The organism is Rathayibacter sp. VKM Ac-2754, from assembly GCF_009807095.1.
In the GTDB taxonomy this organism is placed as follows: Bacteria; Actinomycetota; Actinomycetes; order Actinomycetales; family Microbacteriaceae; genus Rathayibacter.
Genome location: NZ_WUCC01000003.1, coordinates 281,617 through 295,232, shown reverse-complemented (window position 1 = coordinate 295,232; position 13,616 = coordinate 281,617). Strand labels below are relative to the sequence as shown.

The following is a 13,616-nucleotide window of genomic DNA, read 5'->3' as shown; positions in this document are numbered from 1 at the left end:
GTCATGCCTCCGCGATCGCCGAGCGGGGATCGAGCGCCGCGAGCAGCAGGTCGATCACGAGGTTGGCCGCGAGCACCAGGACGGCGTAGGCGAGGACGATGCCCTGGATCAGCGGGTAGTCCTTGGTGGTGATCGACGAGACGATCGTCGATCCGATGCCCGGGATCACGAAGACGGTCTCGATGAGGACCGTGCCGGCGACGAGGCCGGTCAGCACGACACCGCCCGCGGTGAGGGTCGCGGTGACGATGTTGGGCAGCGCGTGCCGCAGGTAGAGGAGGTGCGCCGGCAGCCGCTTGCTGCGCGCGGTGGTGAGGTAGGGCGCCTCCAGCACCCGCACCATCTCGACGTGCACGATGCGCGCGAGGTAGGCGAGCGGTCCGATCGCGAGCGCGAGCACCGGCAGCACCGCGTACTCGGGCCCGCCCCAGCCCGCGGAGGGCGCGAGCGGCACGACGATGCTGAACAGCCAGATCAGCACCACCGCGAGGAGGAAGTTGGGGATCGCGATGATCACGCCCAGCAGGCCCGAGACGCCGAGGTCGAGCGCGCGGTGCCGGCCGGCGCGCGCCGAGACGGCCGTGGCGACTCCGATCGGGAAGGCCCCGAGCGCCGCGACCGCGAACGACACGACCGAGAGCATCAGCGTCGCGGGCAGCCGCTCGGCGAGGGTGGTGCCGACCGGCCGCTGGGTGCTGATCGAGGTGCCGAGGTCGCCGCGGAGGAGGCCGCCGAGGTAGTTCGCGAACTGCTCGCCGATCGGCCGGTCGAGACCGAGGGTCGTGCGCAGCACGTCGACGGTCGCGGCCGGGGCGGTGGGCCCGAGGGCGGCGCGGACCGGGTCGCCTGGCACGAAGTGCACCATGAAGAAGGAGGCGATCAGCACGATCACGAGCGAGACCGCCGCCCGCGCGAGGCGCTTGAGGAGGAAGGCGAGGCGCGGGGATCCGACGAGCAGGAGCAGACGATCCCCCCGACGCACGGCGGCGATCGGCGCGGTCCGCGGGGGCGCCGCGACGGCCGGAGCCGTCGGTCGCGTCGAGGGGATCGTCACGGTGTCAGCCCTCCATCCGGATGGTGGTCGGCGCGACGGTGCCCGGGCGCTCGAGGGTGGCGCCCTTGACGTACATGGGCGACTCCGTCTCGGCGAGCGGGAAGACGTCGACCCGCTCGATCAGCTCGGTCTCGGCCTGCTTCCAGATCCCGCAGGCCTCCTCCGCGGTGCCGGCACTGAGCGCCTCGGTGGCGAGGGCGTTGTACTCGGGGTTCGAGACGCCCATGAAGTTGTAGCCGCCGTTCTCGCTCGTCTCACCGAGGAAGAACAGGCTCAGCACGACCGGGCTCGACGGGGCGAGCTGGATGAAGCCGGTGTCCCAGTCGTAGCTCTGGTACAGGTCGGTCGACCAGCCGGCGGAGTCCTCGGCGACGAGGTCGGTCGTGATGCCGAGCTCGTTCCACTCCTGCTGGACCTCCTCGGCGGCGGCGCCGTGCGAGGGGGTTCCCGCGTCGTAGAGGAAGCGGATGGTGAGCGGTTCGCCGTCCTTCGATCGCAGTCCGTCGGAGCCGACGGTGTAGCCGGCCTCGTCGAGCAGCTCGCCCGCCGCCTCCACGTCGGTGTCGGGCAGCGACCACTCCGGGCCTCCCGCCACGCAGGTCAGCGGGATCTGGTTGACCAGCGACACCGACTCGAGCGCGTTGCCGTCGGTGACCAGCTCGCCCACGGCGTCGCGGTCGAGCGAGAGCGTGAGCGCCTGGCGGACGCGGACGTCGGCGGTGGGGCGGTCGGCGCGCTCGTTGAAGAGCATCTCGCCGATCGGGTTGAGCACGCCCTCGGTGTCGAGACCGGCGGCGTCGAGGCGCTGGCGGTCGGCGCCGATGACGGAGGCGGCGTTCAGCTCGCCCGAGATCAGCAGGTTCGCGGCGGTCGCCTCGTCGGTGATCACGCGCGCCTCGAGGGCGTCGGGGAGGCCCTCGGTGTCGCTCGTCACGTCGTCGGGGCCCCAGGTGTAGCCGTCGCGCTTCGTGTAGGTGTAGTCCGAGCCGGGGTTCGACGCGGTCAGCGCGTAGAGCGAGGTGCCGTTCGTCGTGTCGGTCAGGGTCGTCGGGTCGTCGATGCCCGCCTGGCAGACCATCTCGATGCTGCCGGTGCCCTGGAGGAGGAACGGGTTGTTGGTCGCGGAGGTGATCGTGAGCACGTTGCCCTCGGCCGTGGCGGTCATGTCCTCGGTGACGCTCGAGCCGAACCAGAACGTGCCGTTGGCGGGGTTCGCCTGGTAGGCGATGTTCGCGGCCGCGGTCTCGGCGGTGAAGTCGCTGCCGTCGGCGCAGGTGATGCCGTCCTTCAGCGTGTACGCGATCGAGGTCGGAGTGGTCTCCCAGCTCTCGGCGAGGAACGGCACGACCTCGCCCTCGGGCGTCGTGTAGGCGAGAGAGTCGTAGCCGAACGTGACCAGAGCGCGCTGCACGAGCGAGACGCCGGTGAAGGGATTCAGGCTTCCCGGGTCGTCGTTGATCGCGAGCGAGAAGGTGCCGCCCGAGACGGGGTCGCCGCCTCCGGAGTCGCCCGCGGGAGCGGAGCAGGCGCTGAGGGCCAGCAGCGAGACGAGGGCGCCGGCGGCGAGTGCCGGGGCGCGGAGAGATGCGGTCATGATGCGTCCTTCGGGGAGTGCAGGGCGAATGGTGCAGGACTCCCGATCAGGGCCAGCGGGCCCGCGGCCTTCACGGAGACTTTGAGGGTGGCGTTCGTCGAGTACGAGAGGGGTGTCTCGAGCACGTCGACGATCTCGACCAGGCGCGGGTCGGCTCCGGCCTGGATCGCGCGCTCGATCGCGACGCGACCGGCCGACTCGATCGCGGCGGTGCGGTCGACGTGGTCGCACACCTGGTCGGCGCGGCCGCCGGCGAGGGCGATCGCGGCGCCGACCGCGTTGGCGACGTTGCCGCGGCCGGGCCGCAGCACCTCGCTCGCGCCGTGCACGCGGTCGGGCACGAGGAACCCGCCGCCGCCGACCACCACGAGCGGCAGGCCGACGCGGCCGAGCGACATCCGCTCGACGGCCGACTCGATGCGGTCCTGGGCGACGGCGAGCGCGTTGCCGAGCCCCGAGCGCACGGCGCGGTCGAGGGTCGGGAGGCTGTGCCCCGCGATCATCCCGGGGAGCTGCATCGCGGCCGCATCCGTCAGCGTGGGAGTCGAGCCGCCGAACAGCAGCGCCTCGCGGGCGATGCGGTAGCCGACGGAGTCGCCGGTCGGCACCCCTCGCGCGGTGTCGACGACGGTCCCGCCGCCGATGCCGACGCTGAGGATGTCGGGCATCCGGAAGTTGGTGCGGACGCCGCCGATCTCGCGCGGCAGCGTCGACTCGCGCGGGAAGCGGTCGACGAGCACGCCGAGATCGCTCGTCGTGCCGCCGATGTCGATGATGATCGCGTCGTCGGCGCCCGAGAGGAACGCGGCGCCGCGGATCGAGTTGGCGGGACCCGAGCCGATCGTGAGGACGGGGTAGCGCGCGGCGTACTCGACGGCCATCAGCGTGCCGTCGTTCTGGGCGAAGAAGGTGGCCGCGTCGAGCCGCTCCTCCTCGACGACGGTCAGGAGGCCCTGCGTCACGTCGCGGGCGATGCCGTGCAGCGCCGCGTTCAGCACCGTCGCGTTCTCGCGCTCGAGCAGACCCAGCGCGCCGATCTCGTGGCTGAGCGAGACGGGGACGTCGACCCCGACGTGGTCGGCGACGAGCGCTGCGACCTCGAGCTCCTGCTCCGGGAACGACGGGCTGAAGATGCCGCAGACCGCGACCGCGTCGAACCGGCCCTCGAGCGAGTCGAGGAACCGGCGGATGCCGTCGACGTCGAGCGGTGAGATCGGGTAGCCGTCGATCAGGTGCCCGCCGCCGGCGAGCAGCGCCCCGGCGAGCACGGTCTCGCGGAGGTCGGCGGGCCAGCCCGAGAGCGAGGGGAACTCGGTCGAGGCGGGCGCTCCGAGCCGGATCACAGCCACCCGGCCGAGGTCGCGGCGCCGCACGATCGCGTTGGTGGCGTGCGTGGTGCCGAGCATGACCCGCGAGACGCGCTCGCGGCCCTCGCCCAGCTCGCCCAGCACGACCGAGAGGGCGGCGCGGATGCCTCCGGTGACGTCCTCGGTCGTGGCCTGCTTGGTCCAGGCGATCACGGCGCCGTCGGCGTCGAGCACGACCGCGTCGGTGTTGGTGCCGCCGACGTCGATGCCGACGGAGAGGTCGCGGGCGCTCATCGGGCCACCTCCGTGGCGGCGCCGTCGAACGGCACGTACTCGAAGTCGAAGTCGAACGCCGCCGGCCCCGCCAGCTCGATGCCCCGCGGTGTCCGCCAGAGCGGATCGCACGCCCACGCGAGCACGCTCACCCGCTGCCCGAAGCGGAGCATCTCGGTCGAGATCGCCTCCCCGGTCTCGGAGTCGAGGATCGTCACCAGGTCGGGCACGCTCACCACCACGCCGCCGTCCTCGATGACGACGAGGTTCTCGTTCTGGATCTCGACCCGCACCATGCGGCTCCGATCGGCGCCGACGCCGTCGATGGTGACGGAGCCGCGGGTGAAGCCGCCCTCGGTGCTGCGGTCGATGTCGATCACCTTGCCGCCGATCAGCACGGCGGCGCCGAGCTCCTCGGCGATGTCGACGACCGGGTCGATCGAGCCCAGGAGGCGGCGGCCGACCTGGATCGCGCGGCTCACCGTGCCCTCGATCACCGCGCCGGGCGCCGTCTCGTGGGTGAGGAGGTAGTGGGCGCCGAGCGCGATGCCGCCGGCCGCGACCGTGAAGGCCCGCGCGTGGCGCTCGAGCCAGGCGATGTCGATCGTCCGCAGCACCGTGACATTGCCGACCACGTCGCTCATCACCGCGAACTCGCTGGCCAGGCCCGCGACGTTCATCGAGATCATCGTCGCCTTGGGGAAGGCGCGGCCCATGCCGTCGGCATCGAGCACCGCGAGGCCGAGCTCGGCCGCCCAGCCGACCGGGGCGACTCCGTTGCTGCCGCCGATCTCGGCGGCCATGACGGCGGTGATGGGCCGGCCGACGAGCCGCTCCACCTCGCGGAGCAGCGTGTGCACCTGGCTGCTCGAGCCGAGCATCTCGATGCCGACGGAGGGGGCGCCCATCCCCGACAGGATGATGACCGCGTCCTCGGGTCCGAGATCCTCCACCCCGATCATCCTCACCGGCCCGTTCGCCTCGATCGCGTTCTCGACCGACAGCTGCGAGCCGTGCACGGATCCGCCGCCTCCGGTTCCGAAGACGGCGCAGCCGGCGGCCAGGGGAGCGACGTCGTCGCGGGTGATCAGGCGCACGGCGGTGGTTCCGGCGGAGGGCGTGAAGCTCATGGTTCGAGGCTAATCAGGCCGATGGTCGGACGGAATGTGCCGACAGCATGAGGAAATGCGGCAGATTGTTCTCATGGCACAGACATCGCTCGCCCACGTCCTCGAGCACGGCGAGCAGTTCGACATGGTCTGCCGCGCGGGCGCCGTCGACGGAGTCGCGCTCAGCGGAGTCGAGATGCTCGCGCTCGACGACGTCGGCCGGGCCTCGCCCGGTCACCTGGTGATCGTCCTGCACGGCGCCGAGCAGCCGCGGGCCTACCAGCTCGACATCGTGATCCGCCGCGCGATCGCCGCCGAGGTCGCCGCGCTGCTGTTCGTCGGCGAGATCACGCTCGCCGCGACATCGCGCTCGCTGGCCGACCGCGGTGCGCTGCCCGTGCTCACCGCGAACGCGGCCCCCTCCGAGCTCGCTGTCTCGATCGACCGGCTGCTGCGCGGCGGTGCGGCGGAGGCGCTGGGTCGCGCGGAGCACGCGATCGCCGTGGCCGCCGCCGCGTGCGGCCCCGGATCCGGCGAGGGGGAGCCGCTCGACGCGCGCTCCGCCGTGCTCGACGCCGCGAGCGCCGCGCTCGGGGTCACCCTGCGGATGATCGAGGACCCGGCCGTCACCTGGACCGACTCCGACGCGGTCTGCATCGGCGAGGTCGCGGTCGGCCGCCTCGTCGCCGACCAGGCCGAGACCGCCGTCGCGATCGCCCTGCCCGTCGTCGCCGCGCTGCTCTCGCGCGCCCTGCAGCGCGAGTCGCAGCTGCGCTTCGGCCCCGCCCGCTCCCGCGCCGACCTCGTCGTCGAGCTGCTGCTCGCCGAATCGTCCCGGATCGACGCGCTCGCCGTCGACGCCGCCCGCGCGGGACTGCCCGTCGCCTTCGCGCACGCCGCCGCCTGGATCACCCCGCGCCACCGCGACGACCCCGAGCGGCGCCTGCCCGCCGCCCCCATCGCGGCCCTCGAGCTGAACGCCTTCCAGCTCACCGACGGCCGCGACGAGACCTGGCACCTCGCCGTCTTCCACGACGACCTCGTGGTCGTCGCCTCGGAGGAGTCGGGCGCCCCCGACCACCAGCGGCGGGTCCGCGACGTGGTCGAGCGCCTCGTCGCGCACGGCACAGCCCTCGCGGGTGAGGGCTGGACCTTCACCGTCGGCCTCGGCACCCCGCAGTCCGGTGCCTCCGGCCTCCGCCAGTCGGCCACGGAGGCGCGCATCACCGCCGGCTCGGCCGTCGCCGCGGGCCGCCTCGGCGCGATCGAGGTGACCGACGTGACGGGCCTCCGCCGCGTGCTGCTCGACTTCTACGCCTCTCCCCTCAGCCGCGCCCTGCTCGACGACGTGCTCGCGCCGCTCGACGCGCTCGGCGCCGAGCGCTCCGCCATCTCGGTGCGCACCCTGCTGGCCTACCTCAGCAACCGCAACTCCCTCGCGCGCGCCGGCGAGGTGCTCCTCCTGCACCCGAACGCGGTGAACTACCGCATCCGCCGGATCGAGCAGTCCCTCGCCCTCGACCTCGACGACCCGGACACGCGCTTCGCGCTCGAGCTGGCCTGCCGCCTGCGCCTGATGGCGACGACGCCGTGAGCCGGGTGACCTGCGCTAGGCCGTCGGCTCTGCGGCGAGAGCGTCAGCCAGTCGGCTGTTGCCGCGGAGCCAGGACGCGAGGTCCCTGTCGAGGATCGACGCAAGGGTGAGGCACGCGCGAGAGCCCTGCCCCGCACTGATGCGTCGTCCCTCGCCCGGAAGAGGGATGCCCGTCAGGATCGGCTCGTGGTGCGCCGCCCGATTCCGAAGAGCATGGATGTCCTTGAGGACGCGGAGGGTCCAGGTCCGCGTGTAGTGCGCCCCCTCCGAGGCGGCGACGGCCCGTCCGCCGGGGAACGCGGTGTGCAGATCGTCTCGTAGCTGACCGGCCGTCTGAGTGGCCCTGTGCCGATGTCGCCTCCTGATTCGAGGAGATTCCGCCAGAACCCGAACATGAGCTGCGCGACCACGCGCCCGGGCGTGCGTCGGTTCGCCGGGACGTCCTGCCATGCGCGGGACGGAGCCGCCAGCGAGCGGTTGTCGAGCCCGACGTCCTCGCTGTACCAGTCGGGACGCCCCGCTCGGCGTTCGAGAGCCTCGCTCATCGCGTTCCGCAGGGCGACCTCGAGGATCGCGATGTCCGCCATCGCCGCCGCGGCGACGTCGCGGTCCCAGAGGTACAGCACCAGCGCATCGCGCCCGGATCGCGTGCCCTCCGCGCGGTACGTTCCGAGGCGGTCGGGTGAGATCGCTCGAAGAAGCGCTCTTCGCTCGGACGAGGTCGGGCTCACCGTCGGGTCTCGCCGGTCGGATTCACGAGTGGTAATCTACGAACGAATTCCCCCAGTGTGCCTCTCCGGGCGTGAACCGTGACGCACCGGGGGTTCTTTCGTTTCGGGCGCCGCTCGCTGCCCGCTGCTCATCCCAGCAGCCCCGTCACCCCCGCCGCCAGCTCCACCGCCGCGCGCTCGAAGTCCGCCCGCCGCGCGTGCACGTCCTCCGTGATCCCCACGAGGCACGCCGCCGCGACCACCGCGCCGCTCGCGTCGCGGATCGGTGCCGACACCGAGGTCATGCCGGCAGCGTCGTAGGCCTCCATCGTCAAGACTCCGTCGCGGCGCGCCCGCTGCCTCCGGCGCAGGAGGCGGGCCAGCTCCCGCGGGGTGTGCCGGGCGGGGAAGAGGAGCCCCAGCTCGTCCTCCTCGAGGTCCATCAGCATCGTGGGCCCGCCGTCCGAGCCGACGATCGGATGGGCGCGGCCCAGCCACGGGATCATCGCAAGCCCTGCACCCGGCGGCTGCAGCTCCTCGACGACGGTGAGGCTGCGCATCCCCGCGAGGACGGTGATGAAGCCGCACGCTCCGAGTCGCCGGGCGGTCTCCGCGACGAGCGGCCCGCCTCCGTCGACGAGGAGGGCCGCCGTGGCGGCGCGGGACCAGCCGTGCACGATCCAGCCCAGGCGGTACTCGCCGGCGGTCGACGTGACGAGGCCCGCTCGCACGCACGAGTCGAGCAGCCGCACGGCGCGATCGCGGCGGAGCCCGGCCGCCGCCGACGCTCCGGCCGCCGTGTCCGGCCCGTCGGCGAGGTGCTGCAGGAGGCGCAGGGCCGCCCCGATCGCGGAGGGCGCGGGCACCGCCTCCGCCGCCGCTCGCACGGCGCCCGGCTCACCCAGGCGCGCCTCGATGCTCGTGCGCGCCACGGCGAGGGCGCGCCTGATCCGCGGCCCGTTCTCGGCGAGCCGGTTCGCGGGCAGCCGCGCCGCGAGCACCGCGACGCACTCGCCCGCCGGGGTGAGCAGCGGAGTCGCGATCTCGACGCTCCCGCCCGACGCGGACTCGGACGGCGCACCCCGGCCGTCGCCGGCGAGCGCGATCGCGGAGGACTCGTCGGTGATCGCCTCGCCGACCTCCGCGGGCGCGTGCAGCGTCCACGACGACGTGATGCCGGCGACGACCCGGGGCGACGGCGCGGACCCGGCGGCCAGCACGACGGTCTCACCCGTCTGCTGCGCGGCGAGCGTGAGCGCGAACCGCAGCGTCCGCGCGAACGGCGCGGCGGCGCGACCCGAGAGCCGCACGGCGGCCCGGCCGAGACGGTAGCTGCCGTAGGCCGGTCCGCGCTCGATCAGGCCCGAGCGCTCGAGCTCCGCGCACAGTCGCGAGGTGCCGCTGAGGGGCGCGCCGAGCGCCTCCGCGATCGCACCGACGGCCAGCGGGATCGTCGGGTCGGGACGCTCGCCGAGCAGCCGGACCACCCGGAGGGCGGCCGTCACGCGCATCGTCACCGCTCACTCCGTCCGCAGGATCGGCAATCCACTGCACGGCGGATTGCTCTCAGTGCGCACCCTACCCATCGCGGCTCCCGCACTTCCTACAGTGATCCCACCCCGCACCGACCAGAGAGAGCAGTCACCGCATGGAGCACGTCGATGTCGCCGTCGTCGGCCTGGGCGCGATCGGCAGCGCCGCCGCCTACCACCTCGCCCGGCGCGGAGCCCGCGTCGTGGCCTTCGAGCAGTTCGAGCTCGGCCACGTGCGCGGCGCGTCGCACGACACCTCGCGGATCATCCGCACCTCCTACGGCGCCCCCGAGTACGTGCGCCTCGCCCAGGCGGCCTACCGCGACTGGGCCGAGTTCGAGGCCGTCTCGGGCGAGACCCTCGTCAGCGTCACCGGCGGAGTCGTCTTCTTCCCGCCCGGCAGCCCGTACTCGGCGGAGGCGTTCCGCGCGAGCCTCACCGAGACCGGCGTCCCGTTCGAGCTGCTCACGCCGGCCGAGGTCGCGGCGCGCTGGCCGCAGTTCGTGCTGCCCGCCGCCACGCAGACGGTCTACACCGCCGACTCCGGCATCGTGCACGCCTCGCGCTCGGTCGCCGCGCTGCAGATGCAGGCGCGGCAGCACGGCGCCGAGCTCCGCGACCGCACCCCGGTCGAGCGGCTGACCCCGGTCGACGACGGCGTCGTCGTGCACACGGCTCGCGGCGACGTGCACGCCGGCAAGGTGATCGTGGCGGCGGATGCGTGGACCAACGCCCTGCTCGCCCCGCTCGGCGCCGAGATCCCGCTCGTCGCCATGCAGGAGCAGGTCAGCTACTTCGGTCCGAGCGACCCGGGTGCCTTCGACCGCGAGCGCTTCCCCGTGTGGATCTGGGAGGACGAGCACTGCTTCTACGGCTTCCCGACCTACGGCGAGCCGACGATCAAGGCCGCGCGCGACGTCTCCGACAACCTGATGTCGCCGGACGAGCGCACGTTCGCGCCCTCACCCGGGCTGCTCGACGAGCTGAGGGCCTTCCTGGCCGCGGTCGTGCCCGCGAGCGGCGAGGTCCTCCGGACGCTCACCTGCCAGTACGCGCTGACCCCCGATCGGCGCTTCATCCTCGGCCCGCTCGACGAGCACCCCGACATCCTCGTCGGCCTCGGCGCAGGCCACGCCTTCAAGTTCACGCCGACCCTCGGCCGCGTCCTCGCCGAGCTGGCCCTCGACGGCACGACCACCGAGGACGTGTCGGCGTTCGGCGTCGCTCCGCCCGTGGCCGCGCCGGTCCTCGGCTGAACGCGCGGCCCCGGGCGCGCCGGGCCCGCGGCGGGCGTCCCCGAGCCCTTCGTCGAGTACGTCCCCGCCTGAGCGCTCCCGGCCTCAGAGCACGATGACGCCGTCGATCACGCCCTGCGCGACGTCGGTGACCCGCGCCTGCCGCGAGCGCGCGCGCTCACGGAGGATCGACCACGCCGCCTCCATGTCGACGTTGCGGCTGTGCGCGATGACACCCTTCGCCTGCTCGATGAGCACCCGGGCGTCGAGCGCGTGCTGCAGCTGGTCGCGGGCGAGCGACGCCTCGCGCACGGCGCGCTCCTGGACGAGCCCGATGGTCGCGACGTCGGCGATGGTCTGCGCGGCCGGGACGTCGGCGGGGTCGAGCGTGCCGGGCTTGTCGCGGAAGAAGTTCAGCGATCCGATGGTCTCGCGGCGCAGGCGCAGCGGCACCGCGTGCACCGAGTGGTAGCCGGAGTCGTTCACGCCGTGGGCGAAGGCCGGCCAGCGGGTCATGATCTCGTCGAGCGTCCCGGCCGTCACGACCGATCCCTGCTCGTACGACTCGACGCAGGGTCCCTCGCCCGCCGAGAGCTGCAGCGCCTCGATCAGGCGGAGGCGCTCGCTGGTCGAGGCCATCACGACCAGCTGGCCGTGCCGATCGGCGAGGACGATGCCGACGTCGACGGCGTCGAAGAGGGTGGCGCAGCGATCGACCAGATCGTGCAGGAAGTCGACGACGTCGAAGTCGTCCACCAGGGTGTCGGCGACGATCGTCAGAGTCTCGAGGAGCATCTGCTCGCGCACGGAACCAGCCATGGGGTCATCCTACTTTCGGGTCTGTTCCGCCACGATCCGGAGTGCCGTGATCCGGTCCGCCACGATCCGGAGTGCCGTGATCCGGTCCGCCACGATCCGGCGAGAAGTCGAGCCGGCGCTCCACGATCCGGGCGGCGACCTCGCGCACGCTCAGGCCCGCGGTGTATGCGTGGACGCGGATGGTGAGCAGCGCCTCCTCCGGGGTCGACCCGGTCTGGGCGATCACCATGCCGGTCGCCTGGTGCACCTCGCGGCGCGACAGCGAGGGGTCTCGCACCGCGACTCCGCTGTCGGCTTCGTCGAGCGCCCGGGCGACGACGGAGCGGGCGAGGAGGGTCGACAGGTTCGCGGCGAGGCGCAGCTGCTCGGCCTCGAGCATCACGGCGGAGTCGCTGTAGAGCGAGACCGCACCGATGCTCAGGGTGCCCACGAGGAGGGGGACGGCGAGCACGGAGCACACCCCGACCCGGGTCAGGGTCGAGGCGAAGAACGGCCAGAGCTCGCGGTCGTGATCCACCCGCATGCTGACGGGACGGAGGGTGCGGTAGGCGTTCCAGCTCGGGCCCTCGCCGAGGTCGATCTGCGCTCCGTCGAGGCCCGCCGCGCGCGAGCTGCTCGCGACCAGCGTCTCGATGTCGAAAGGGCGGCCGAGGGCGGACGCGGCGGCGTCCTCGACCGGCAGCAGGGTGACGAAGGATGTCAGCAGCGAGTCGAGGTCCCGCTCGTGGCCGCCTCCGGGAGCGGGGGTGAGTTCGCCGATCACGAGAATCGACGGTAGCGGTCGCGCAGCGGGGGTGTCAGCAGGGTGGACATCACGGGAACCTTCGATCATCGGTCGATGACGTATCTCCGCGGTCTCAGGGCGCGCACGCTGCAGCGAAGCCTACCCCGTGTTCCTCAGGCCGCGATGGCGTGCTCGCGGTTCCGGTCGTCAGAGAGGTTCAGCCCGATTCCACTGTTCGAGCTCGCGACGAGCTGCTCGATCCACTCGCGGTTGAGCGAGGGGATCCGGCTGCCCGAGAACTCGAAGTGCAGCGGCACCCCGGTCGCGATCCAGACCGCCTGGCGCCCGGTCCCGGAGTCGCGGCTGGGCACCCAGGTCAGGTAGAAGCTCTCCGAGCGGCGGAGCTTCAGGCCGACCACCATCTGCAGGTGCGTGAGGATCCGGTCGTCGAACTCGAAGCTGCGGTTGTCGTAGTGCAGGACGCCCATGCGGAAGGCCCTTCGTCGAAGCGGTCTCGCCGAGGGCAAGGGCGGTCAGTCCGGCAAGTGTCGCAGATGGAGGACGCCGAGGGAAAGGGAACGTCCGTCGGAAAAGAAGGGGGTGGCGTTCCGGCCCGTGATCGGCAGGGGTTCCGCCGCCCGGTATCCACCCGTCCTGGGTCTGGTGCAGTGCCGCGCTCCGGGTCTAACGTGTCGGTCGGCGGCCTAGACCCTGTTGCCGACGTCACTGACGACGAGAGACAGGGGACAGGCCGATGTCGCACTTCCGAGGAGCCCCGACCGCTCCCGCTCCGCTCCTCGAGCGACGGTCGAACCGCATCCTCCGAGCCGACGTCCTCGACGACGACTCCGCGACGGGGGAGGCGCTCACCGGGCTCCTCGCCGCGCTGAGCGTCCCGGGTGCCATCGACGGGGGCCTCGCTGCAGCTGTTTCGGCGCACGCCCGAAGTCTCCGAGCCCGCCTCGGCGAGTCCCGCGTCCTCAGAGGTTCGGCCTTCGACGGCCGGGTGATCGTCGTCGAGGGGTTGCCGCTCGCGCCGCTGCCCGGGCGGATCGACTGCGGCTAGCGCCGGTTCGACAGCTCTAGCGCGGCCGGGTCTTCAACGGCACCGTCGGCAGCTCGGCGAGCGAGGGTGCGACGAAGCCGATCACGTCGGAGTAGTGCTCCTCGTCTCCCGAGCGCACGAACGACCAGCACTTCAGCGAGGCGGGCCGGTCGCGCAGCGGCAGAGGGCTCGCCTCGACGGCGATGACGGAGCCGGAGTGGTACACCACCCGGACCGGGACGGTCCGGCGCTTCCCGGCGACGGTGTGCGTGGCGGAGGCGCGGAGCCGGTCGCCCTGGCGGTCGATCCCGATCGCGAGGATCGAGCCGAAGTCCTCCGAGGCGGCGCCCATGCCGATCTGGAAGTCGGCGTCCGGTCGGTCGAGGACGAACACGACGTCGAGGCCGCGGGAGTGGCGGACGGAGTAGGTCGCGGTCAGCACCCCGCGACCGAAGGCGTCCGCCCGGGCGTGCGAGTCGGCGAGGTGCTGCTGCGCGTCGCGCTCCTGCATCCGGTTCCCCTCGACGATCCCGCCCCCCACGTTAGAGGCACTTCTCCGGCTCCGGCGTCCCGGAGGCGACACGAGCGCGTTCTCCGGCCGGGCGGATCCTCTGCTCGGC

12 protein-coding genes are annotated in these 13,616 nt (G+C 72.8%); 3 read left to right on the top strand and 9 right to left on the bottom strand.

Annotated features, from left to right (window positions below):
- Window position 1 precedes the first annotated feature (1 nt).
- The 4 genes from GRS92_RS06900 to GRS92_RS06885 are packed head-to-tail and all read right to left on the bottom strand — an operon-like array spanning window position 2 to window position 5,358.
- Window positions 2-1,054, bottom strand: coding sequence for an ABC transporter permease (locus GRS92_RS06900; protein WP_204162047.1), 1,053 nt, complete (start codon window positions 1,052-1,054; stop codon window positions 2-4).
- A gap of 4 nt (window positions 1,055-1,058) precedes the next feature.
- On the bottom strand, window positions 1,059-2,648 hold the full coding sequence (locus GRS92_RS06895) for an ABC transporter substrate-binding protein (RefSeq protein ID WP_159854571.1): 1,590 nt from the start codon (window positions 2,646-2,648) through the stop codon (window positions 1,059-1,061).
- Window positions 2,645-4,249 carry a hydantoinase/oxoprolinase N-terminal domain-containing protein gene (locus tag GRS92_RS06890; RefSeq protein ID WP_159854569.1) on the bottom strand — a complete coding sequence of 535 codons (1,605 nt, stop codon included), beginning with the start codon at window positions 4,247-4,249 and terminating at the stop codon, window positions 2,645-2,647. The genes GRS92_RS06895 and GRS92_RS06890 overlap by 4 nt, the downstream gene beginning before the upstream one ends.
- Window positions 4,246-5,358, bottom strand: a complete 1,113-nt coding sequence (locus tag GRS92_RS06885; protein WP_204162361.1) for a DUF917 domain-containing protein — start codon at window positions 5,356-5,358, stop codon at window positions 4,246-4,248. The genes GRS92_RS06890 and GRS92_RS06885 overlap by 4 nt, the downstream gene beginning before the upstream one ends.
- A 73-nt stretch (window positions 5,359-5,431) precedes the next feature.
- On the opposite strand from GRS92_RS06885, the gene GRS92_RS06880 reads away from it, so the two are divergent.
- Window positions 5,432-6,931: a PucR family transcriptional regulator gene (locus tag GRS92_RS06880; protein WP_204162049.1), complete on the top strand. Its 1,500-nt coding sequence runs from the start codon at window positions 5,432-5,434 to the stop codon at window positions 6,929-6,931.
- Window positions 6,932-7,790: 859 nt separating this feature from the next.
- Here GRS92_RS06880 and GRS92_RS06875 read toward each other — a convergent pair.
- On the bottom strand, window positions 7,791-9,152 hold the full coding sequence (locus tag GRS92_RS06875; protein ID WP_235021873.1) for a MarR family transcriptional regulator: 1,362 nt from the start codon (window positions 9,150-9,152) through the stop codon (window positions 7,791-7,793).
- A gap of 137 nt (window positions 9,153-9,289) precedes the next feature.
- Between GRS92_RS06875 and solA the strand changes: the two genes are divergently transcribed.
- Window positions 9,290-10,429, top strand: a complete 1,140-nt coding sequence (gene solA, locus GRS92_RS06870) for an N-methyl-L-tryptophan oxidase (RefSeq protein WP_159854565.1) — start codon at window positions 9,290-9,292, stop codon at window positions 10,427-10,429.
- An 84-nt stretch (window positions 10,430-10,513) separates the two neighbouring features.
- On the opposite strand, the gene GRS92_RS06865 is transcribed toward solA, so the two are convergent.
- The 3 genes from GRS92_RS06865 to GRS92_RS06855 all read right to left on the bottom strand — a co-directional run bounded on the left by GRS92_RS06865 (window position 10,514) and on the right by GRS92_RS06855 (window position 12,439).
- Window positions 10,514-11,227, bottom strand: a complete 714-nt coding sequence (locus GRS92_RS06865; protein WP_159854563.1) for a GAF and ANTAR domain-containing protein — start codon at window positions 11,225-11,227, stop codon at window positions 10,514-10,516.
- Window positions 11,228-11,231: 4 nt separating this feature from the next.
- A complete protein-coding gene (locus tag GRS92_RS06860) occupies window positions 11,232-11,990 on the bottom strand; it encodes a GAF and ANTAR domain-containing protein (RefSeq protein WP_159854561.1) in 759 nt (252 codons plus the stop codon).
- A 134-nt stretch (window positions 11,991-12,124) separates the two neighbouring features.
- Window positions 12,125-12,439 (bottom strand): DUF7882 family protein, encoded by a 315-nt coding sequence (locus GRS92_RS06855; protein WP_159854559.1) that lies wholly within the window; start codon window positions 12,437-12,439, stop codon window positions 12,125-12,127.
- Between the two features lie 266 nt (window positions 12,440-12,705).
- On the opposite strand from GRS92_RS06855, the gene GRS92_RS06850 reads away from it, so the two are divergent.
- Window positions 12,706-13,017 carry a hypothetical protein gene (locus tag GRS92_RS06850; RefSeq protein ID WP_159854557.1) on the top strand — a complete coding sequence of 104 codons (312 nt, stop codon included), beginning with the start codon at window positions 12,706-12,708 and terminating at the stop codon, window positions 13,015-13,017.
- A gap of 16 nt (window positions 13,018-13,033) precedes the next feature.
- Here GRS92_RS06850 and GRS92_RS06845 read toward each other — a convergent pair whose 3' ends face one another.
- Window positions 13,034-13,507, bottom strand: a complete 474-nt coding sequence (locus GRS92_RS06845) for a hypothetical protein (protein ID WP_159854555.1) — start codon at window positions 13,505-13,507, stop codon at window positions 13,034-13,036.
- Window positions 13,508-13,616: the final 109 nt, after the last annotated feature.